Here is a 20296-nt window from a genome sequence, read left to right as displayed (position 1 = left end):
TTCCACTCACGTAATCCAGGGAATATCGTTTTTTTCGTCACTGGTCACAAAATGACGCAATAATAGCGTATTGTGGCATAAAAATAGACGGTTCGGGAGTTTCAAATGACCTTCGAATGGTGGTTCGCCTACCTGCTGACATCCATTATCCTCAGCCTTTCACCGGGCTCGGGTGCCATTAACACTATGACTACCTCCATCAATCACGGCTATCGCGGTGCGGCGGCATCCATCGCCGGTTTGCAGACCGGGCTGGGCATTCATATCGTGCTGGTCGGAATTGGTCTGGGGACCCTGTTCTCCCGCTCGGTGCTGGCGTTTGAAGTGCTGAAATGGGCCGGTGCGGCATATCTGATCTGGCTCGGCATCCAGCAGTGGCGCGCGGCAGGCTCCATCAACCTCAATACGCTCGCTCAGACGCAAAACCGAGGCCATCTGTTTAAGCGCGCGGTCTTCGTCAACCTGACCAACCCGAAGAGCATCGTTTTCCTCGCCGCGCTGTTCCCGCAGTTTATCGTGCCGCACCAGCCGCAGGTGATGCAGTACGTGGTGCTGGGGGCGACCACCATCATTGTCGATATCATCGTGATGATTGGCTATGCGACGCTGGCGCAGCGAATTGCGGCGTGGATTAAAGGGCCTAAGCAGATGAAGGCCCTGAATAAAGTCTTTGGTTCGCTGTTTATGCTGGTTGGCGCGCTGCTTGCGTCAGCGCGTCATGCTTAGCGAGAGATGATGAGATGAATGCCGAAGCCGGCGAACAGCGCGCCGGCGAAGCCGTCAATCCACTTCGCAATGCGCTGGTAGCCACGGCGCATTGCCGGTAAAGCGAACAGGCTGGCCACGATGGTGAACCAGGCAAAGGTTTCAACGACGATCAGCAGGAAGATACCCCAGCGCGCGCCCGCGCCGACGCTATCGCCGACAAACAGCGAGAACACCGAGCCGAAATAGATAATCGCTTTCGGGTTCGCCAGGTTGGTCAGCAGCCCTTTCACAAAGCTGCGTCCGCCCGTTGCCAGCTCCACCTTTGGCTCTTCCGGCTTTTTCTCTTCTTTCTTCAGCGCCCCGCGCAGCATCTGGTAGCCCATCCAGCAGAGGTACAGCCCACCGCCGACCATAATGATGTTATGCAGCCAGGCCATCTTCGCCAGGATCAGGTTCAGACCGAGCAGCGCGACTGCCGCCCAGACCATGACGCCCATGGTAATACCGAGCACGCCCATCATCGCCTCTTTGCGGGAGCGGCTGACGGCGGTTTGCGACACGAAGAAAAAGTCAGGGCCTGGGCTCATCAGCGCAACGATGTGCACCAATGCCACGGTGAGAAATAGCATTAACATAATTAGCTCGCGGGGAAATAATGTAGTGAGTCACCATCCTGGCACTTTTTCGCCCGGCTGACTACTCCTCGTCATCACCATCGGCGTGAGAGCGGATGAGCGCCATAAACTCTTTCCCGAAGCGCTCCAGCTTGCGCGTGCCGACGCCGTTGACGCTCAGCATCTCGCTCGCGCTGAGCGGCATCTGCTCGGCCATCTCAATCAGCGTCGCGTCGTTGAACACCACGTAAGGCGGGATGTTCTCTTCATCGGCAATGGCTTTACGCAGCTTGCGCAGTTTGGCGAACAGCTTGCGGTCGTAGTTGCCGCCGTAGGATTTTTGCATCACGCGCGGCTTCAGGGCGATGACGCGTGGAACGGCCAGTTTCAGTTCAACTTCACCGCGCAGCACCGGACGCGCGGCTTCGGTAAGCTGCAACGCAGAGTGCTGGGCAATGTTTTGCGTGGCAAAGCCAAGGTGGATCAGCTGGCGAATGATACTCACCCAGTGCTCGTGGCTCTGCTCTTTACCGATGCCGTAAACCGGCAGCTTGTCGTGGCCCATATCGCGGATACGCTGGTTATTCGCCCCGCGCAGCACTTCCACCACGTAGCCCATACCAAAGCGTTGATTGACGCGCCCAATGGTTGAGAGCGCTTTACGCGCGTCCATCAGACCATCGTACTGCTTCGGCGGATCAAGGCAGATATCGCAGTTCCCGCAAGGCTCCTGTCGCCCTTCACCAAAGTAGTTGAGCAGCACCAGACGGCGGCAGGTTTGCGCTTCGGCAAACGCGCCCATCGCGTTGAGCTTGTGACGCTCGATATCCTGCAGCTGTCCCTGCGGTTTCTCTTCCAGGCAGCGGCGCAGCCACGCCATGTCCGCCGGATCGTAAAACAGCATCGCTTCCGCAGGCAGGCCGTCACGCCCGGCGCGACCGGTTTCCTGATAGTAGGATTCGATATTACGCGGGATGTCGAAGTGCACCACAAAGCGCACGTTGGGCTTGTTGATGCCCATCCCAAACGCCACCGTCGCGACCACGATTTGCAGATCGTCGCGCTGGAATTTTTCCTGCACGTCGGCGCGGATGTGGTTCTCCAGTCCGGCGTGATACGCGGCGGCGCTAAAGCCGCGGTTTTGCAGACGCGCGGCGGTGTCTTCCACCTTCGCACGGCTGTTGCAGTAGATGATGCCGGACTTGCCGCGCTGCTCCTGCACATAGCGTAAGAGCTGATCCAGCGGCTTGAATTTTTCCATCAGCATATAGCGGATGTTCGGGCGGTCGAAGCTGCTGACCTGAATGTAGGGGTCGTTCAGCCCGAGCAGACGAACGATATCCAGGCGTGTAGTGTCATCCGCCGTGGCGGTAAGCGCCATAAACGGCAGCTCGGGGAAGCGCTGACGCAGCTGGCCGAGGGCGGCATATTCCGGGCGGAAATCGTGTCCCCACTGGGAGATACAGTGCGCTTCATCCACCGCCAGCAGCACCGGGTTCCAGTGCGCGAGATGGTCGAGGAAGTTATCCAGCATCAGGCGTTCCGGCGCGATATACAGCAGGCGAATCTGTCCGGTGCGGCAACCCGCCATCACCTCTTGCTGCTGCTCGCGGGTCTGCGTGGAGTTAAGACAGGCGGCCGCCACCCCATTGGCGAGCAGCTGGTCGACCTGGTCTTTCATCAGAGAAATGAGAGGGGATACCACGACCGTCAGGCCGTTCAGCACCAGCGCGGGCACCTGATAGCAGAGGGATTTCCCGCCGCCGGTCGGCATCACCACCAGGCAATCACGGCCTTCCAGCACGGTTTCAATGATGGTTTCCTGGCCGGGGCGGAACTGCTGGTAGCCAAAGGTTTCATGCAAAACCTGTTTAGCCAGCGATTCCTGATTCAATACTTCCGCCTGCGCCACGTTAACCCCATATGCCAGAAATGAAACAGGCGCTATTTTCAGCGCCTGAGAAAGAAACTTCAACGTTTAACGCAAAAACATTCGAGCGACCTAGAAAATATCGTTCAGCATAACGCCCACACCCACACGGGTCTGGTTGAAGTTGTAATCGATAAGCGACTCGCCGTAACCGCTGTACACCTGCGTATAAAGACGCACGTGTTTCGTCACCGGGTAGCTCAGGCCAACCTCAGCACCACCGTAGCCGGTGTTCCAGTTGTACTGGCCTTTCGCGCTCAGCACGGCATCACCCAATTGATAACCAATCTTGAGCTGGTAGTAGCCCATGTATTTGGTGATATCCGGGTTGTCATCGGTGCTGCCCACCACGTACCACGGCTTCACTTCCACCATCCAGTTACCGTTCTGCGCCATCAGGCGCGTATAGGCACGGTTCCAGCTGCGCGAGGTTGGGTCGGAACGTCCGTTGGAATCGTGGTTAAAGCCCACCTCGACGTCACGCAGCGTCCAGCCAGCAAATTCGTAATCCGTTGCGAAGCCGAGGAACAGCTGCGGCTCATAGTTGGTTTCACGGAACGGCGAGGACTCACCGCTGTTGGAGAGCTGCCACCAGGACTTTTGGGTGTATGACGCACCGAGCACCGAGTTCGGCCCAAGAATGCCTCGCCAGAACGGGAACGCGAGGCTGAGCTGGAACTTCACCTCATCTTTACGCGCGTTATCGGACCAGTTATAGGAACTTATCGCCTCTTTGTTGAGATCGCTGGTCTGGGTGTAGATCACGTAGTTGGTATCATACGGGTACAGCGTGAACGGATTGTCATGCTCCTGAAGCATATTGGCGATAATGCTGCCGCGTACTGCGGGGGCATCGTGCACTTCTTTGACGGTTGCTTCTTGCGCATATGCTGTGAGGGGCAGCGAAACCGCCGCCAGTAACCAACCCAGATACGTCCGCATCGGTGGTGTTCTCCTGAAAGGGTGAAATTTAATAAATAGTTTTGTCCGGGCATTCTACAGACTTCTGCAGCAACTTCCGCCTCCTCGTTTCTGAAAGTGGAAATCCTTATTGTTGAGGCATAAAATCAACATTTTGTTAACAACAAGGATGCAACCCCTCATGTCAGCCACGCTTACCGCCGAAGAAACGTTAAAACTCGTGGGCGAGATTTTTGTGTACCACATGCCGTTTAACCGCGCGCTGGGGCTGGAGCTGGAGCGATACGAGAAAGACTTTGCCCAGCTCAGCTTTAATAATCAGCCAATGATGGTAGGCAACTGGGCGCAAAGTATTTTGCACGGCGGGGTAATTGCCTCCGCGCTGGACGTGGCGGCAGGGCTGGTCTGCGTCGGCAGCACGCTGACGCGCCATGACACCATCAATGAAGAGGAGCTCCGCCAGCGTCTTTCGCGGATGGGCACTATCGATTTACGCGTCGACTATCTGCGCCCTGGCCGGGGTAATCGCTTTACCTGTACCAGCAGCCTGCTGCGCGCGGGCAACAAAGTCGCGGTAGCGCGCGTTGAGTTGCATAACGAAGAACAGGTTTATATCGCCAGCGCAACCGCCACTTATATGGTGGGTTAAGGCGATAAAAACGGGTAAAATTAATTCACTCTTTTGTAACGGATTTTCCCGATGGATGCTAAACAGACGCGGCAGGGCGTTTTACTCGCCCTTGCCGCTTATTTTATTTGGGGTATCGCACCGGCGTACTTCAAATTTATCGCCTATGTACCGGCCGACGAGATCCTCACCCACCGCGTCATCTGGTCGTTCTTCTTTATGATTGCGCTGATGAGCGTCAGCCGTCAGTGGTCCGGCGTCAAAACGCTGCTGCAAACCCCTAAAAAGGTCTTCCTGCTGGCGCTTTCTGCGGTACTGATCGGCGGCAACTGGCTGCTGTTCATTTGGGCGGTGAATAACCATCACATGCTTGAAGCGAGCCTGGGATACTTTATTAACCCGCTGGTGAACATTGTGCTGGGGATGATTTTCCTCGGCGAACGCTTCCGCCGGATGCAGTGGGTAGCGGTGATTCTGGCTTTCTGCGGCGTGCTGGTGCAGCTGTGGACCTTCGGCTCACTGCCGATTATTGCCCTCGGTCTGGCGTTCAGCTTTGCGTTCTATGGGCTGGTACGTAAGAAGATTGCGGTGGAAGCGCAGACCGGGATGCTGTTCGAAACCCTGTGGCTGCTGCCGGTGGCGGCAATTTATCTGTTTGGCATCGCCGACAGCGCCACCAGCCACATGGGCAGCAACCCGTGGTCGCTGAACCTGATGCTGATGGCCGCGGGCGTAGTGACCACCATTCCGCTGCTGTGCTTCACCGGCGCGGCGACGCGCCTGCGTCTCTCCACGCTGGGCTTCTTCCAGTACATTGGCCCAACGCTGATGTTCCTGCTGGCAGTGGTGTTTTACGGCGAAGTGCCGGGTGCGGATAAGATGGTGACCTTCGCCTTTATCTGGGTGGCGCTGGCGATTTTCGTTGCAGATGCCATTTATACCCAGCGCAGGGCCCGCAAAGGAATATAGGTGTTTTGTAGGGCGGGTAAGCGCAGCGCCACCCGCCAGGTTTTTACAGCCAGTTCCGACGCTTGAAATAGAGATACGGCGCCAGCCCGGCGAGGATCATGAAGATTATCGCCCCCGGGTAGCCAAAGCTCCACTTCAGCTCCGGCATAAACTCAAAGTTCATCCCATAGCTGGATGCCACCAGCGTCGGCGGCAGGAACACCACGGAGACCACCGAGAAGATCTTGATGATGCGGTTCTGCTCGATGTTGATAAAGCCCATCGCCGCCTGCATCAGGAAGTTCACCTTCTGGAACAGGGATTCGTTGTGCGGCAGCAGGGATTCGATATCTCGTAAGATCTCACGCGCCTGCTCCAGCTGACCGCCCGGCAGACGTGCTTTACGCACCAGGAAGTTCAGCGCACGCTGGGTATCCATCAGACACAAACGCACTTTCCAGCCGATATCTTCCTGCTCCGCCAGCGTCGAAAGCGCTTCGTCATATTCATCGCCCTGATGGCCTTCCATGATCACGCGGCTCAGCTTTTCCAGATCGCTGTAGATGTTCTCAATTTCGTCCGCCAGCTGTTCAATTTTGGTTTCGAACAGATCGAGCAGCAGCTCGTAAGCATTACCGTCCACCATCGCCTGGCTACGGGCGCGCATGCGGTAGAGACGAAACGCAGGCAGTTCGCGCTCGCGCAGGGTAAACAGACGACCATCACGGATGGTAAACGCCACGGTGGAGTTACCCGCGTGGTCATCAGCGTCTTCAAAGAAGAAGAAGGAGTGGATGTGCAGACCGTCTTCATCTTCAAAAAAACGTGCGGATGCTTCGATGTCTTCCAGTTCAGGACGCGTTGCCAGGCTTTGCCCCAGCTCAGATTGTACGCGAAGGCGCTCATCGTCGTCCGGCTCGACCAGATCCACCCATACGGCATCAACGAGGGGCTGTGACTCTTCGGCTTCAAGCCGAGTCAGTCGGTTATTTTCGAGTTGAAATGCGCTCAACATGACCGGGACTCCCAATGCAAAAAATATCGGACAGTTCGGTGGGCACACAGAAACAATTTGGGTTTCAGACCATTAAACAGCCTGACTCAGCGCGACGGGGATAATGCAGTCGCTGACAACCACTAAGGCCATCAGCAAGGGGAGATAGCCTTAGGAGTTGTTCCTGGATGACAGGGAATTGAGCCAGTATCTACTGGGTGTGTCCAAGGCGAATGTCCTCTTAGCGTAATCGTGCGCGCATGTTACGCCAGCAGTAACTGTGGCGTCAACACGCAACGGAACGCTGAAGGGCATTAATTGACCTTCAGCCTATAAGGTTAGCAGATCATTACAAAATAATGATATTTTTCTGAACGTTACACGGTTTCCAGCCTGGCGTAAGCAGCCACCAGCCATTTGATCCCCTGGCCCTGGAACGCCACCTGTAAGCGGCTGTGTTCACCGCTACCTTCGAGGTTCACGATGGTGCCTTCACCAAATTTCGAATGACGCACGCGCTGGCCCAGCTTGTAGCCGGTATCGGTTTCAGCGATGGGTGAACCCATACGCTGATGGCTGACCGGACGGCTGATGCTTGCCCGCAGACGCACTTCTTCCACGCACTCTTCCGGCAGCTCGCCGATGAAGCGCGACGGACGGTGATACACCTCTTTGCCGTACAGACGGCGGGTTTCGGCGTAGGTCAGCGTCAGCTTTTGCATCGCACGGGTTACGCCCACGTAGGCCAGACGACGCTCTTCTTCCAGACGCCCGCCTTCATCCAGCGACATCTGGCTCGGGAACATCCCCTCTTCCATCCCAACGATAAACACCTGCGGGAACTCCAGACCTTTGGCGGAGTGCAGGGTCATCAGCTGAACCGCATCCTGCCAGGTGTCCGCCTGCCCTTCTCCCGCTTCCAGCGCGGCGTGGGACAGAAACGCCTGCAGCGGCATCAGGTCTTCGTCTTCTTCGTTGTAGCTGAACTGGCGCGTTGCCGTCACCAGTTCCTCTAAGTTCTCAATACGGGTCTGGCCCTTCTCGCCTTTTTCCTGCTCGTACATGATGCGCAGGCCGGAGTCTTTAATCACCCGGTCGGTCTGCACGTGCAGCGGCATATCGGCCGTTTCCTGCGCCAGCGCGTCAATCAGTTCGAGGAAGCGCTGTAATGCGCTGGCGGCACGTCCGGCGAGGGCTTTTTCCTGCAGCAGCTCGCGGCATGCCTGCCAGAGCGTAAGCTGGCGGTCACGCGAGGCCTGACGCACCACGTCCAGCGTGCGGTCACCGATGCCGCGCGTCGGCGTGTTCACCACGCGCTCAAACGCCGCATCGTCGTTGCGGTTGGCGATCAGGCGCAAATACGAGAGCGCATCCTTGATCTCCTGACGTTCGAAGAAGCGCATCCCGCCGTAAATGCGGTACGGCATGCTCACCTGCAGCAGCGCCTCTTCCAGCACGCGCGACTGGGCGTTGCTGCGGTAGAGAATGGCGCACTGCTCCAGGACGCCGCCGTTGTCCTGCCAGGTTTTGATGCGGTTCACCACGAAGCGGGCTTCGTCGAGCTCGTTGAAGGCGCAGTAAATCGAAATCGGTTCGCCGTCGACGCCGTCGGTCCACAGCTTTTTACCCAGACGCCCGTTGTTGTTTTCGATCAGGGCGTTAGCCGCGCTGAGGATGTTGTTCGTCGAGCGGTAGTTCTGCTCCAGACGGATAGTTTCCGCGCCGGGGAAGTCCTTGAGGAAGCGCTGGATGTTCTCCACCTGCGCCCCGCGCCAGCCGTAGATCGACTGGTCGTCATCGCCTACGATCATTACCTTGCCGGTATCGCCGGCCAGCAGGCGGATCCATGCGTACTGGATGTTGTTGGTATCCTGGAATTCGTCCACCAGGATATTGGTGAAGCGTTCACGGTAGTGCTGAAGGATGTGCGGCTTGTTGAGCCATAGCTCGTGGGCGCGCAGCAGCAGCTCGGCGAAATCCACCAGACCGGCGCGATCGCACGCTTCCTGATAGGCCTTATAAACGTTCTGCCAGGTCTGCTCGACCGGGTTGCCAAAGCTCTGAATGTGGTGCGGGCGCAGCCCTTCGTCTTTCTGACCGTTGATGTACCACATCGCCTGACGCGGCGGCCACTGCTTCTCGTCAAGATTCATCGCCTTAATCAGGCGTTTGAGCAGACGGAGCTGGTCTTCGCTGTCGAGGATCTGGAAATCCTGCGGCAGGTTGGCGTCCATATGGTGCGCGCGCAGCAGGCGGTGCGCCAGGCCGTGGAAGGTGCCAACCCACATGCCGCCCTGGCTGGTGCCCATCAGCTGTGCGATACGGTGGCGCATTTCCGCCGCCGCCTTGTTGGTAAACGTGACCGCCATGATGGAGTACGGCGAGCAGTTCTCCACGCTCTGCAACCAGGCAATACGGTGAACCAGCACGCGCGTCTTACCACTGCCCGCTCCAGCCAGCACCAGCATATTGGTGCGCGAGGCCGCTACGGCTTCACGCTGTTTGTCATTAAGGCTGTCGAGCAGGTATGAAACGTCCATTGGCACCGTCACATAGTATTCAGGAACACAGCAAAACGCCCGGTGGCGCTTCGCTTACCGGGCCTACAACTGCAAAACCCTGGTAATTTATACAATATTACTGGTGATTATATCAGCGTCGTGAGGGATGCCAACCGCGAAATTTCCACGTGCGGCAGAAGACGGCTATCCTTCGTGGTCATCAGGTCGGCGTTTTCTGGCTTGATCCAGCAAGCCTGCATGCCGCAGCGAATGGCACCCGCTACATCCGTGGTCAGATCGTCGCCCACGTGCAAAATTTCACCCAGCGGCAGGTTCATTTTTTCCGCTGCCAGATGGTACATATCGCTGAACGGCTTCGAGCGCCCGTGCGGGCCCGCGCGCAGCACGAACTCAAAGTAATCGCCGAGGCCAAACAGTTCAGGCTGGGCGTTACCGTTAGTGATGGCCACCAGCGGCCACTTTTCGGCAAGCTTCGCCAACGTGTCGTGGGTCTCCTGCGGTACATCGATACGGCTGCGCCATTTGGCGAAGTTTTCCATTGCCGCTTCAGCCCCAATGGCCGCGTCCTGTACGCTCAGGCCCACGTTGAGCATCGCCTGCTCAACCGCACGACGACGCCATTCGGTCACGTCGTGGTAAATGTCCGGCTCGGTCTCCCGCAAGGACTGACGCAGGGTCTGAAAATCCTTGTTTTGCATTGCTTTCAGCGCGGGATGGTAGTTCTGCACAAACGCCAGCGACTCCTGCTCGGTACGCAGGATCACCTCACGGTTGTCATAAAGGGTGTCATCAAGGTCAAACGTCAGGGCCGAGATCTGACCGAGTGGGCGGTAAAAACGCATTATTTCCCCCGTTTGGCGCGTGGATGCGCCGCGTCATACACCGAGGCAAGGTGTTGGAAGTCTAAGTGGGTATAGATTTGAGTGGTCGACAGATTTGCGTGGCCAAGCAGTTCCTGCACGCCGCGCAGATCGCCGCTGGATTCCAGCATGTGGGTGGCGAACGAGTGGCGCAGCTTGTGCGGATGAACGTGGCTGTTTAGCCCCTGCTTGATGCCCCACTCCGCAAAGCGCTTCTGCACGTTACGCGCCGAGATCCGCTTGCCGAGCTTTGATAAAAACAGCGCATTCTCCTCTGCGCCAAACAGCCCGCGCAGATCCAGCCAGTGCTCAATCCAGGAAACTGCGTTGCGGCCAATCGGCAGGCGACGCTCTTTGCTGCCCTTGCCCATGACCCACACTTCGCCGGATTCCAGATCGAGATGCTTTAAATCAAGGTTCACCAGCTCAGAGAGACGCAGGCCCGCACCGTACATCACCTCCAGCATCGCGCGGTCGCGCACGGCCAGCGGATCGTTAAGGTCGATATCCAGCAGGCGATTTACGTCGTCGACGTCGATATTTTTCGGCAGATGGCGCGGGGCTTTTGGCGTGGCGATGCCTTTCGCCGGGTTGGCTTTTAAACCGCCCTGGCTCACCAGCCAGTCGAAGAAACTGCGCAGGGCGGAAAGCCTGAGCGCCAGGCTCGCCGGGCTGAGGTTTTTTTTACGGCTACGCACAACGAACCCGCGCACCGTGGCAGCATCACATTGTTGCCAGCTTTTCAGGCCGATCTCGTCGGCAATCTGGATGATGGCATCAAGCTGACGCTGATAGTTAAGCAGCGTTATGGGGCTGAGCTGACGTTCCACGCCCAGATAGCGCAGAAAGCGCGTGACGTCAGCGGCGAGTGCATCTGTCATACGCGCTCAATCCAGCGCTCCAGCAGCTCAGGCAGCATCAGGGCGATTTCCTGCAGCAGGTGCGTCCCCTGCCCCTGCTCATAATGATGTGCGTCACGGCTGGTAAATAACATCACGCCCAGATCGCCATCGCGCCCCATCAGCGACATCGCCACCGAGCCAATCGCTTTGGCTTCCGGCAACACGACCAGCAGCTCAGGCCCGTTTAGCGGCCCGAGATAGTGCTGCTCACGGCCCAGACGCTGAATGCGCAGCGGCTCAAACGCCTGGCGGCTCAGCGCCAGATGGGTAAACCCGGACGGCGCGCCAATGCGCCAGCGGTCCGGGAACAAGCGAATCGTCGCGCCTGCCAGCCCAAGCTCACGCGCCCAGCGGTGGAAGCGGCTGAGAAACTCTTCAAGGCTGTGCGCCGAGGCCAGACGCGCCTGCAGGTGCAGCAGACGATAAAACAGGCTCTCGTTATTGCTGGCCTGCTCCATCAGCAGCGTCATGTTCTCTTCAAGCTGATTGATGTGCTTGCGCGAGCGCGCCATGTGCCATTCGACCAGCGACACGGTTTCACGAACCGGATGCGGTACGCGCATCTGTTCAACAACGCGTGCATTGCGGATAAAAAACTCAGGATTGTTCAGCAGGTAATCAACAACAGCGCTGTCATCCAGTTCCGTCATTATTTCCTGCAGTTCTTCCCCTGGTTGTTTCATAGATGGATAAACCCGTCATAAACATGTGTCGCCGGGCCCGTCATATACAGTGGATGACCCGGTCCTTTCCAGGCGATATCAAGCCGACCGCCCGGTAATTCCACGCGAACCTCTTCTGCCAGTAACCCCTGAGAGATGCCCACAGCAACTGCAGCACAAGCACCGCTTCCGCAGGCCTGGGTTTCGCCCGCGCCGCGCTCGTAAACCCGCAGACGGATGTGCTCACGCTTCACCACCTGCATAAAGCCGATGTTCGCGCGCTCCGGGAAACGTTCGTGGCTTTCCAGCACCGGACCGAGCGTTTCAACCGCGGCGGTTTGCACATCATCAACCTGAATCACACAGTGAGGGTTACCCATCGAGACGACGCCGCACAATACTGTCTGCTCGGCCGCACGCATAATATAGGTCTTTTCCGCTTTGTTTGCGCGGAACGGTACGGCGGAAGGCTCGAAGTTTGGCTCGCCCATATTCACGCGTACCAGCTCGTCATCGGTCACGCTGAGCACCATACGGCCGTTCGCAGTACTGACGCGAATATCGCGCTTGTTGGTCAGCCCTTTCAGGCGGACAAAGCGGGCAAAACAGCGCGCGCCGTTGCCGCACTGGCTAACTTCGCTGCCGTCTGCGTTAAAAATGCGGTAGTGGAAATCGAGATCGGGATCGTAAGGCGGCTCGACCACCAGCAGCTGATCGAACCCCACGCCCACGTGCCGATCCGCCAGGCGGCGAATCAGCTCCGGGGAGAAAAACACATTCTGCGTTACCGCGTCGACGACCATAAAATCGTTGCCAAGGCCATGCATTTTAGAGAACTGCATCATTTGCTCCATTGCGCGGGTACAGAACGTAATTTGTCAGAGATTAACCTGAGTCGGGCCACCGTTATCGCCGCGATCGTTAGTATCTGGCGTAGTCGACTCAATGCCGCTTTGCACCGGTTTCGTTGGCGGCGGTGCGTTTTTATCCTCTGGCGGGAAGTACAGCGGCCCTTTCAGTCCACAGCCCGTCAGGCTAAACAGCGTGATGAGAACGGCAAGCGTTCGGAAGACGTTTTTCATTATCAAGTTGCTCGTAAGTTCAAATCTGTTTCTATCATCGCAGGAGAAGACACAAAAGCAAGAGTTTGCCGCTTTCCTGCAACGGGAATTATTTAGCGTTATACTGCCGCCATCACGAAAAACAGGAACAAAACCATGAACGACAGTGAATTCCATCGCCTTGCCGACACCCTGTGGATGACCATCGAAGAGCGCCTGGACGACTGGGACGGCGACAGCGATATCGATTGTGAAATCAACGGCGGTATCCTGACCTTAAGCTTTGAAAACGGCAGCAAAATTATTATTAACCGCCAGGAGCCGCTTCACCAGGTGTGGCTGGCGGCCAAACAGGGCGGCTATCACTTCGATCTGAAGGGTGATGAGTGGGTGTGCGACCGTAGCGGCGAAACGTTCTGGGATCTGCTGGAACAGGCGGCGACCGCGCAGGCAGGTGAAGAAGTGAGTTTCAGGTAGTTTTGTTGCCGGGTGGCGGCTACAGCGACTCGGACCGTAGGCCGGGTAAGCGTTAGCGCCACCCGGCGAAAAGGCTCAGGAGAAATACTGCTGCAACAGCGGCGCGGTATCCTGACTGGCAGGCGCGGCAGGCGTTACGGCCTGGGTCCGGAACGGGATCACCTGCGTACGACCATCGACGTTCACAATCTGATAGAACTGCGGCAGGTTGAAGTTAATGAAGCTTGAGCCGTAGGTAAAACGGTCGTGCGAAGAGGAATAGAAGCGGCTGACGTCGCGCACCAGCTCCTCTTTACTGCCTTCACAGTGGTGATACACCTCGGCGCGGTTAGTCTCATCAAGGATGTAGATATTGAAACCGGCATCCTCACCTGACTCTTCGAAGAAGAACTGAATAATCCCTTCGCTCGCAAAACCATCCACCACCTGCGGCAGCTTAACGTGGTTGGTTTCAACCTGCACCGACAGGCCATGCAGCTTGTTGTGTGAAATCGCGCCGTAGAACTCGATGGCATTTTCCAGCTTCTGTACTGACACGTTCAGGCGCTCGAAGAACAGTCCCCAGGTCTGGCCGGAGACGCGCAGCGCTTTAAAGCGCCCGGTTTCGTGACGGGTGCTGGAAAGACGCAGTTCGATGCACTCAGAGACCAGCTGCTGCACGCGGGTACGAATCAAACCGCGCAGGTGCTGGCTGTAGCAGAACACTTCGACGCTGTCCGGCGGCGCGGCGTCCTGGTGCATCTTGCCAAGAATGGTTTTCAGCGCTTCGATCATCGCCTGCTCGCCGTTGAAGTGCAGAGTACGCACTTCATTCCACGAGTTGCGGTACAGCAGATCTACGCTGCCCACCAGGCAGTTTTGCTGCTCGCCAAAGCTGAAGACGTCCAGCTTGCGGAAGTCAAAATGGACCACCTGATTGCGGAAGGCCGCCGTCGGGTCGTACTCCAGGTTGACGATAATCGCCAGATGGCGAATCTCGCACGGGCTGTAGAGCGCTTTTGGCGTTGGCGCAGGCAGACGCAGCGGGAAGTGGTGCGAGACGTCAGCGACCATCTCCTGCAGCTTGGCTAAATCAACCACCTCGTTGCCTTTGATAAACAGGCGCGTGCGCGAGGTCAGCAGGCCGTTAAACCAGGCCCAGGCCACCAGCTTGTTCAGGTAGCGGTTATACTCCAGCGGCTGATGGCTGATGATCGAATCCATGCTTGGGGCACGGTTGTACAGATACCACCCGGTGCGGTTTGCGCGGCCCGGTGGCACAAAGATAAAGGTCAGGTTCGGCTCTGACAGGTCAGGTGAAATCTGCGGGTTCACCAGGGTGACTTTACCCGGCAGCGCTTCAAACGCGGCGTACAGCTTGCGGGTCAATACCCCGATGTCCTGCGGGCTGGCGGAAACGCTGAGGTTGTTACGGCGCGCAAAGCGGATCAGATTACGATAGCTTTGCATCATTGCATCGAGCAGTTCGTTGTGCGCTTCACGCACCTGATCGATCTTCCAGTTGGCGCGGTTGTCGAGCATGGACAGACGCGCTTCGTCCCATCCCCACTCTTTGACTAACTGACTGACCACTTCACGACGCCAGCCCACGCAGGCGCGTTCGCGGCTCAGTTTTTCACAGACTTTGAGATAGAAACATCGACGCACCAGATCGAGACGCGTGGTGTCATCAATGGCTTTCAGGTATTCGGTAACGCGTTCCAGCATCATGCAGTAGGCATCAAGCCCGTAGGAGACAATCTCCCCATCGTGCAGACGCTGTTTGATGTCTTTCGCCAGCAGACGCGGCGTAGGGTATTCCCAGGAATAGGCTTCCAGCAGCAGCGTTTTCAGCACCGCTTTGTACGGTGAGTCGATGCTCTTATAAAGCTGCCAGAGGCTCGCGCCAAAGTACTCTTCGGCGGACAGAGAGCTGAGGCCCCCCAGATCCAGCCATTCGTTTGGCGTCAGTACGCCCTGCGAATAGAGCGACATGACGTAATCATCGTAATGCTCTTCTTCATCGCACGGCACCATATTCCACAGAATACGCTTTCCGGCGAGGCGAACGGCAGTACGGTAGAACTCATCCAGCAATAAGATGTGCTGAGTCGAGCCGCAGTCTTCACCACCCAGACTGCCGCTTTCGTTATGGCGGAAACGGTTTTCATCAATCAGGAAGAAGCTCACTTCCACGCCGAGCGACGCCGCCCAGCTCTCCAGCAGGCTGCATTTACGCTGCAGCAGCTGGCGCTCTTCGTTATCGAGCCAGGATTGATGGCAGACCCAGATATCCAGGTCAGAAGAACAGCTTTGCCCTACCGATGAGGTGCTCCCCATTGAGTAAACGCCAGTGATTGGCAGTTCACCTTTCGGAGAAACCTGAGGCGGCATGCCGCGGTAGAGTTCCAGCTCGTTCAGATAGTGCTGTTGGGTTTCATCAGGCGTGAAAAGGCAAATGCCCTGGGGAACGTTACCATCGAGGTAACCCGGCATCAGCGGATGGTGATAGTGCAATAATGTCGGCAGCAGACTGTATACCTGCTGGAAAGCAGGGCCCATGGCAGCAAGCGCGCGATCCACGCGCAGTTGATTTATGGCATCCAGTCTCTGTTTCAGAGTCTCAATATAGAGGTACAAGACGTATCGCCTGATGTTTCCGGGTGTCGTAAGCTATTCAAAACACGAATAACAGCGAGCCCGCAGTATTTCAAAAAGATAACCGTTACCCTTCTTTCGCCCTTATCATTATGGTGGTACCGACGAAAAAATGGTCTAAAACGTGATCAATTTAACACCTTGCCGGTTGACCGTAAAGAAAGATGCGCTACATACAAGTGTAGCACCGTTCTGTACGTGTAAATTCCTGAATACGGCTACGGCAGACGAATACGCCGCCTTGTCCCTCTCACCCTTCATCAACCGTAAAACTGCCATCCCAGAGTCAACAATGTTAGGATGGTTAGCGATTGATAATGACGGTAACAAGCATGTTAGACAATGTTTTGAGAATTGCCACACGCCAAAGCCCTCTTGCGCTCTGGCAGGCACATTATGTGAAGCAGCGCCTTGAAGCCTGCCATTCCGGATTGCGCGTCGAGCTGGTGCCGATGGTGACGCGCGGTGACGTGATCCTTGATACGCCGCTGGCGAAAGTCGGCGGAAAAGGCTTGTTTGTCAAAGAGCTGGAAATGGCCTTGCTTGAGAACCGTGCTGATATCGCCGTGCACTCCATGAAGGATGTGCCCGTTGAATTCCCGGAAGGGCTGGGGCTCGTGACCATCTGCGAACGTGAAGATCCGCGCGATGCGTTTGTCTCCAACCAGTATGATTCTCTTGACGCGTTGCCGGAAGGCAGCGTGGTTGGCACGTCCAGTTTACGCCGTCAGTGCCAGCTGGCTGAACGCCGCCCGGACCTGGTGATTCGCTCGCTGCGCGGAAACGTGGGTACGCGTCTGGGCAAGCTGGATAACGGCGACTACGATGCCATTATCCTCGCCGTTGCCGGTTTGAAGCGCCTGGGGCTGGAATCACGCATTCGCGTCGCATTGCCGCCAGAGCTGTCGCTACCGGCCGTGGGCCAGGGTGCGGTGGGCATTGAGTGCCGTCTTGACGATGCGCGCACGCGCGAGCTGCTTGCACCGCTGAACCATGACGAGACCGCCATCCGCGTAAAAGCCGAGCGCGCCATGAATACTCGCCTCGAAGGCGGCTGTCAGGTGCCAATTGGCAGCTATGCTGAATTAACCGACGGTGAGCTGTGGCTACGTGCGCTGGTTGGCGCGCCGGACGGTTCACAGATGGTACGCGGCGAACGTCGCGGTAAGGCGCAAGATGCCGAGCAGCTTGGCGTGTCGCTGGCCGAAGAGTTACTGGATAACGGCGCCCGCGAAATTCTGGCTGACGTTTATAATGGAGAACCCCCTGCATGAGTATTCTTGTCACCCGCCCTTCTCCCGCAGGAGAGCAATTAGTGAGCCGTCTGCGCGCACTGGGGCAGGTGGCCTGGAGTTTTCCGCTGATTGAATTCTCCCCCGGTCGGGAGCTGTCCATGCTCGTCGACCAGATGAATGCCCTGCAGGAAGGCGACCTGATCTTCGCGCTGTCGCAACATGCCGTGGAATTTGCCCATGCGCAATTGCAACAAGCAGGGAGAGACTGGCCAACCGCTCCCCGTTATTTCGCTATCGGGCGAACAACCGCACTGGCCTTACATACCGTTAGCGGAACAGACGTTCGCTACCCGTTAGATCGGGAAATCAGTGAAGTCTTGCTACAATTACCTGAATTACAAACTATTGCCGGAAAACGTGCGCTCATTTTACGCGGTAACGGTGGACGTGAACTGTTGGGTGAAACGCTGCGGGAACGCGGGGCCAACGTCACGTTCTGCGAATGCTATCAGCGTTGTGCGAAACACTACGATGGCGCGGAAGAGGCGATGCGCTGGCACATGCGCGGCATCAATACCCTGGTCGTAACCAGCGGTGAAATGCTGCAGCAGCTATGGTCGCTTATTCCACAATGGTATCGTGAGAACTGGTTACTCCACTGTCGGCTTCTGGTCGTCAGTGAGCGTCTGGCGAACCACGCCCGGGAACTGGGCTGGCAAGATATTCGGATCGCTGATAACGCCGACAACGATGCGCTGCTGCGCGCATTACAATAACTCTCAAATGGGAAGCCATAATGACGGAACACGAAAAATCCTCCGCCGTGGTTGAAGAGACCAGGGAGACTGTGGACACAACCCCACAGCCAGAGACGACAGAGAAAACCGCTGAGAAGAAAAACGGCAGCAACAAAACCAGCCTCGCGCTGAGCGCAATTGCCATCGCCATTGCCCTGGCGGCAGGCGTTGGCCTGTACGGTCTTGTTAAGCAGCAAGGCTCTAACCAGACGGCCACCAGCGATGCGCTGGTCAATCAAATTACCGCCCTGCAAAAAGCGCAGGAGACGCAGAAAACCGAGCTGGAAGGCGTGATCAAACAGCAGGCCGCCGCGCTTGCCGATGCGAACAGCAAACGGGAAGAGTTGACCAAACAGCTGAGTGAAGTGCAGGAGAAAGTCGCCACGATTTCCGGTACCGATGCCAAAACCTGGCTGCTCTCACAGGCCGATTTTCTGGTGAAACTGGCCGGACGTAAGCTCTGGAGCGATCAGGACGTTACCACTGCCGCCGCGCTGCTGAAAAGCGCCGACGCGAGCCTGGCTGACATGAACGATCCAAGCCTGATCGCCGCGCGCCGCGCCATTACCGAAGATATCGCCAGCCTGTCTGCGGTGTCGCAGGTGGATTACGACGGCATTATCCTCAAGGTGAACCAGCTTTCGAACCAGATTGATAACCTGCAGCTGGCGGATAACAACGACGACGATTCCCCGATGGATTCCGACGGTACCGAACTTTCCAGCTCCCTGAGTGAATGGCGCATAAATCTGCAAAAAAGCTGGCAGAACTTTATGGACAGCTTCATCACCATCCGCCGCCGCGATGAAACCGCCGTGCCGCTGTTAGCACCGAACCAGGATATCTATCTGCGCGAAAACATCCGCTCCCGCCTGCTGGTTGCGGCACAGGCTGTACCGCGTCATCAGGAAGAGACCTACAAGCAGGCGCTGGATAACGTCTCGACGTGGGTGCGTGCGTATTACAACACTGATGACGCGACGACCACTGCCTTCCTGGAAGACATTGATAAGCTGAGCCAGCAAAACATCACCATGAACGTGCCGGATAAGCTGGAAAGCCAGCCGATTCTGGAGAAGCTGATGCAGACGCGCGTGCGTAACCTGCTGGCCCAGCCCGGCGTTCCGGCGGAAGGCACGGCTGAAGCACCGGCCGCTGCGCCAGCGCCTGAAAGCGCGCCACAAGGAGAGTAATGATGCTTAAAGTCCTCTTACTCTTTATCCTGCTGATCGCCGGGATCGTCCTGGGGCCGATGCTCGCGGGCCATCAAGGCTATGTGCTGATCCAGACTGATAACTACAACATTGAAACCAGCGTTACCGGCTTAGTGATTATCCTGATCCTCGGCGTGGTGGTGCTGCTTGCTGTGGAATGGATCCTGCGCCGTATTTTCCGCACCGGGGCGCATACCCGCGGCTGGTTCGTTGGCCGTAAGCGCCGTCGTGCCCGTAAGCAAACGGAGCAAGCGCTGCTGAAACTGGCCGAAGGCGATTATCAGCAGGTAGAAAAGCTGATGTCGAAGAATGCCGATCACGCAGAACAGCCGGTGGTGAACTATCTGCTGGCCGCTGAAGCGGCACAGCAGCGCGGCGATGAAGCCCGTGCTAATCAACATCTTGAGCGCGCGTCCGAGCTTTCGCCTAAAGATCCGATTCCGGTGGAGATCACTCGCGTTCGCCTGCAGCTGGCGCGGAACGAAAACCATGCGGCGCGCCACGGCGTTGACCGACTGCTGGAAATCACCCCACGCCATCCCGAAGTGCTGCGCCTTGCTGAACAGGCCTACATTCGTACCGGTGCCTGGGGTTCACTGCTGGACATCATTCCTTCGATGGCAAAAGCAGACGTTGGTGACGATGAACATCGTGACGAACTGCAGCGCATGGCGTGGATTGGGCTGATGGATCAGGCGCGCGCCGACCTGGGCAGCGACGGACTGAAAACCTGGTGGAAGAATCAGAGCCGTAAAACGCGTCAGCAGGTTCCACTGCAGGTAGCGATGGCGGAACATCTGATTGAATGTGACGATCATGACACTGCGCAGGAGATCCTCCTCGACGGTCTGAAGCGCCAGTACGACGACCGCCTGGTAATGGTGATCCCGCGCCTGAAAACCAATAATCCTGAGCAGATCGAAAAAGTGCTGCGCCAGCAGATCAAAACCGTGGGCGACCGTCCGCTGCTGTGGAGCACGCTGGGCCAGTCGCTGATGAAGCACGGCGAATGGCAGGAGGCGAGCCTCGCCTTCCGCGCGGCGCTAAAACAGCGTCCGGACGCGTTTGACTACGCCTGGCTTGCTGATTCACTGGATAAACAGCACAAGCCGGAAGAGGCCGCTGCCATGCGGCGTGACGGGTTGCTGTTGACGTTGCAAAATAACGGTAACCAGCCGTAATGGAA

General features: G+C 57.2%; 20 protein-coding genes. 8 read left to right on the top strand and 12 right to left on the bottom strand.

The window, feature by feature from the left end; genetic code table 11:
- Positions 1-105 precede the first annotated feature (105 nt).
- The gene (gene rhtB, locus ACTJJA_RS18400; protein WP_008501533.1) at positions 106-726 is read left to right on the top strand and encodes a homoserine/homoserine lactone efflux protein; all 621 of its coding nucleotides are present in this window, start codon (positions 106-108) and stop codon (positions 724-726) included.
- On the opposite strand, the gene rhtC is transcribed toward rhtB, so the two are convergent.
- The 3 genes from rhtC to pldA form a co-directional block, all read right to left on the bottom strand.
- A complete protein-coding gene (gene rhtC, locus ACTJJA_RS18395) occupies positions 723-1343 on the bottom strand; it encodes a threonine export protein RhtC (protein ID WP_010426287.1) in 621 nt (206 codons plus the stop codon). The two genes, rhtB and rhtC, sit on opposite strands and share 4 nt — an antisense overlap.
- Positions 1344-1404: 61 nt before the next feature.
- On the bottom strand, positions 1405-3234 hold the full coding sequence (recQ, locus tag ACTJJA_RS18390; RefSeq protein ID WP_010426289.1) for an ATP-dependent DNA helicase RecQ: 1830 nt from the start codon (positions 3232-3234) through the stop codon (positions 1405-1407).
- A 90-nt stretch (positions 3235-3324) separates the two neighbouring features.
- Positions 3325-4194: a phospholipase A gene (gene pldA, locus ACTJJA_RS18385; RefSeq protein WP_042716814.1), complete on the bottom strand. Its 870-nt coding sequence runs from the start codon at positions 4192-4194 to the stop codon at positions 3325-3327.
- A 160-nt stretch (positions 4195-4354) separates the two neighbouring features.
- On the opposite strand from pldA, the gene yigI reads away from it, so the two are divergent.
- A complete protein-coding gene (gene yigI, locus ACTJJA_RS18380; protein WP_010426301.1) occupies positions 4355-4822 on the top strand; it encodes an acyl-CoA thioesterase YigI in 468 nt (155 codons plus the stop codon).
- 51 nt (positions 4823-4873) lie between these two features.
- Complete coding sequence (rarD, locus tag ACTJJA_RS18375; RefSeq protein WP_440668880.1) at positions 4874-5770, top strand: EamA family transporter RarD; 897 nt, start codon at positions 4874-4876, stop codon at positions 5768-5770.
- A gap of 43 nt (positions 5771-5813) precedes the next feature.
- Here rarD and corA read toward each other — a convergent pair whose 3' ends face one another.
- The 8 genes from corA to lptM all read right to left on the bottom strand — a co-directional run bounded on the left by corA (position 5814) and on the right by lptM (position 12771).
- Complete coding sequence (gene corA / locus ACTJJA_RS18370; protein WP_010426304.1) at positions 5814-6764, bottom strand: magnesium/cobalt transporter CorA; 951 nt, start codon at positions 6762-6764, stop codon at positions 5814-5816.
- A 150-nt stretch (positions 6765-6914) separates the two neighbouring features.
- Entirely contained in the window at positions 6915-6971 is a 57-nt protein-coding gene (gene ysgD / locus ACTJJA_RS18365; RefSeq protein ID WP_212743980.1) for a YsgD/CorL family protein, read from the bottom strand.
- Positions 6972-7120: 149 nt separating this feature from the next.
- The gene (gene uvrD / locus ACTJJA_RS18360; protein ID WP_440668879.1) at positions 7121-9283 is read right to left on the bottom strand and encodes a DNA helicase II; all 2163 of its coding nucleotides are present in this window, start codon (positions 9281-9283) and stop codon (positions 7121-7123) included.
- Between the two features lie 107 nt (positions 9284-9390).
- Positions 9391-10107 (bottom strand): 5-amino-6-(5-phospho-D-ribitylamino)uracil phosphatase YigB, encoded by a 717-nt coding sequence (gene yigB / locus ACTJJA_RS18355; protein ID WP_010426308.1) that lies wholly within the window; start codon positions 10105-10107, stop codon positions 9391-9393.
- The gene (gene xerC, locus ACTJJA_RS18350; RefSeq protein ID WP_010426310.1) at positions 10107-11006 is read right to left on the bottom strand and encodes a tyrosine recombinase XerC; all 900 of its coding nucleotides are present in this window, start codon (positions 11004-11006) and stop codon (positions 10107-10109) included. Before xerC ends, yigB begins: the two co-directional genes overlap by 1 nt.
- Entirely contained in the window at positions 11003-11710 is a 708-nt protein-coding gene (locus tag ACTJJA_RS18345) for a DUF484 domain-containing protein (protein ID WP_100167445.1), read from the bottom strand. The genes xerC and ACTJJA_RS18345 overlap by 4 nt, the downstream gene beginning before the upstream one ends.
- Positions 11707-12531 carry a diaminopimelate epimerase gene (gene dapF / locus ACTJJA_RS18340; protein ID WP_440668897.1) on the bottom strand — a complete coding sequence of 275 codons (825 nt, stop codon included), beginning with the start codon at positions 12529-12531 and terminating at the stop codon, positions 11707-11709. Before dapF ends, ACTJJA_RS18345 begins: the two co-directional genes overlap by 4 nt.
- Positions 12532-12567: 36 nt before the next feature.
- Positions 12568-12771: an LPS translocon maturation chaperone LptM gene (lptM, locus tag ACTJJA_RS18335; protein WP_042716806.1), complete on the bottom strand. Its 204-nt coding sequence runs from the start codon at positions 12769-12771 to the stop codon at positions 12568-12570.
- A gap of 135 nt (positions 12772-12906) precedes the next feature.
- Between lptM and cyaY the strand changes: the two genes are divergently transcribed.
- Positions 12907-13227 (top strand): iron donor protein CyaY, encoded by a 321-nt coding sequence (gene cyaY, locus ACTJJA_RS18330; protein WP_440668878.1) that lies wholly within the window; start codon positions 12907-12909, stop codon positions 13225-13227.
- A gap of 75 nt (positions 13228-13302) precedes the next feature.
- On the opposite strand, the gene cyaA is transcribed toward cyaY, so the two are convergent.
- Positions 13303-15846 (bottom strand): class I adenylate cyclase, encoded by a 2544-nt coding sequence (gene cyaA, locus ACTJJA_RS18325; RefSeq protein WP_421511351.1) that lies wholly within the window; start codon positions 15844-15846, stop codon positions 13303-13305.
- A gap of 350 nt (positions 15847-16196) precedes the next feature.
- Between cyaA and hemC the strand changes: the two genes are divergently transcribed.
- From hemC to hemY, 4 genes are read left to right on the top strand one after another with little or no spacing between them, the layout of a single operon-like run.
- Entirely contained in the window at positions 16197-17138 is a 942-nt protein-coding gene (gene hemC / locus ACTJJA_RS18320; RefSeq protein ID WP_139157908.1) for a hydroxymethylbilane synthase, read from the top strand.
- A complete protein-coding gene (hemD, locus tag ACTJJA_RS18315; protein ID WP_440668877.1) occupies positions 17135-17875 on the top strand; it encodes a uroporphyrinogen-III synthase in 741 nt (246 codons plus the stop codon). Before hemC ends, hemD begins: the two co-directional genes overlap by 4 nt.
- Positions 17876-17895: 20 nt before the next feature.
- Positions 17896-19089, top strand: a complete 1194-nt coding sequence (hemX, locus tag ACTJJA_RS18310) for a uroporphyrinogen-III C-methyltransferase (RefSeq protein WP_174340366.1) — start codon at positions 17896-17898, stop codon at positions 19087-19089.
- Between the two features lie 2 nt (positions 19090-19091).
- Complete coding sequence (hemY, locus tag ACTJJA_RS18305; protein ID WP_042715887.1) at positions 19092-20291, top strand: protoheme IX biogenesis protein HemY; 1200 nt, start codon at positions 19092-19094, stop codon at positions 20289-20291.
- The last annotated feature ends 5 nt before the right edge of the window (positions 20292-20296 follow it).

This window comes from Enterobacter sp. 22452 (assembly GCF_052045065.1).
Classification (GTDB): Bacteria; Pseudomonadota; Gammaproteobacteria; order Enterobacterales; family Enterobacteriaceae; genus Enterobacter; species Enterobacter mori.
The sequence above is the reverse complement of the archived record's forward strand: the minus strand, read 5'-3'. Positions and strand labels throughout refer to the sequence as shown.

Excerpts from the sequence above, each read along its gene's own strand:
- rhtB (WP_008501533.1), top strand. The coding sequence starts at position 106 with ATGACCTTCGAATGGTGGTTCGCCTACCTGCTGACATCCATTATCCTC.
- rhtC (WP_010426287.1), bottom strand. The coding sequence starts at position 1,343 with ATGTTAATGCTATTTCTCACCGTGGCATTGGTGCACATCGTTGCGCTG.
- pldA (WP_042716814.1), bottom strand. The coding sequence starts at position 4,194 with ATGCGGACGTATCTGGGTTGGTTACTGGCGGCGGTTTCGCTGCCCCTC.
- yigI (WP_010426301.1), top strand. The coding sequence starts at position 4,355 with ATGTCAGCCACGCTTACCGCCGAAGAAACGTTAAAACTCGTGGGCGAG.
- rarD (WP_440668880.1), top strand. The coding sequence starts at position 4,874 with ATGGATGCTAAACAGACGCGGCAGGGCGTTTTACTCGCCCTTGCCGCT.
- corA (WP_010426304.1), bottom strand. The coding sequence starts at position 6,764 with ATGTTGAGCGCATTTCAACTCGAAAATAACCGACTGACTCGGCTTGAA.
- uvrD (WP_440668879.1), bottom strand. The coding sequence starts at position 9,283 with ATGGACGTTTCATACCTGCTCGACAGCCTTAATGACAAACAGCGTGAA.
- yigB (WP_010426308.1), bottom strand. The coding sequence starts at position 10,107 with ATGCGTTTTTACCGCCCACTCGGTCAGATCTCGGCCCTGACGTTTGAC.
- xerC (WP_010426310.1), bottom strand. The coding sequence starts at position 11,006 with ATGACAGATGCACTCGCCGCTGACGTCACGCGCTTTCTGCGCTATCTG.
- ACTJJA_RS18345 (WP_100167445.1), bottom strand. The coding sequence starts at position 11,710 with ATGAAACAACCAGGGGAAGAACTGCAGGAAATAATGACGGAACTGGAT.
- dapF (WP_440668897.1), bottom strand. The coding sequence starts at position 12,531 with ATGCAGTTCTCTAAAATGCATGGCCTTGGCAACGATTTTATGGTCGTC.
- lptM (WP_042716806.1), bottom strand. The coding sequence starts at position 12,771 with ATGAAAAACGTCTTCCGAACGCTTGCCGTTCTCATCACGCTGTTTAGC.
- cyaY (WP_440668878.1), top strand. The coding sequence starts at position 12,907 with ATGAACGACAGTGAATTCCATCGCCTTGCCGACACCCTGTGGATGACC.
- hemC (WP_139157908.1), top strand. The coding sequence starts at position 16,197 with ATGTTAGACAATGTTTTGAGAATTGCCACACGCCAAAGCCCTCTTGCG.
- hemD (WP_440668877.1), top strand. The coding sequence starts at position 17,135 with ATGAGTATTCTTGTCACCCGCCCTTCTCCCGCAGGAGAGCAATTAGTG.
- hemX (WP_174340366.1), top strand. The coding sequence starts at position 17,896 with ATGACGGAACACGAAAAATCCTCCGCCGTGGTTGAAGAGACCAGGGAG.
- hemY (WP_042715887.1), top strand. The coding sequence starts at position 19,092 with ATGCTTAAAGTCCTCTTACTCTTTATCCTGCTGATCGCCGGGATCGTC.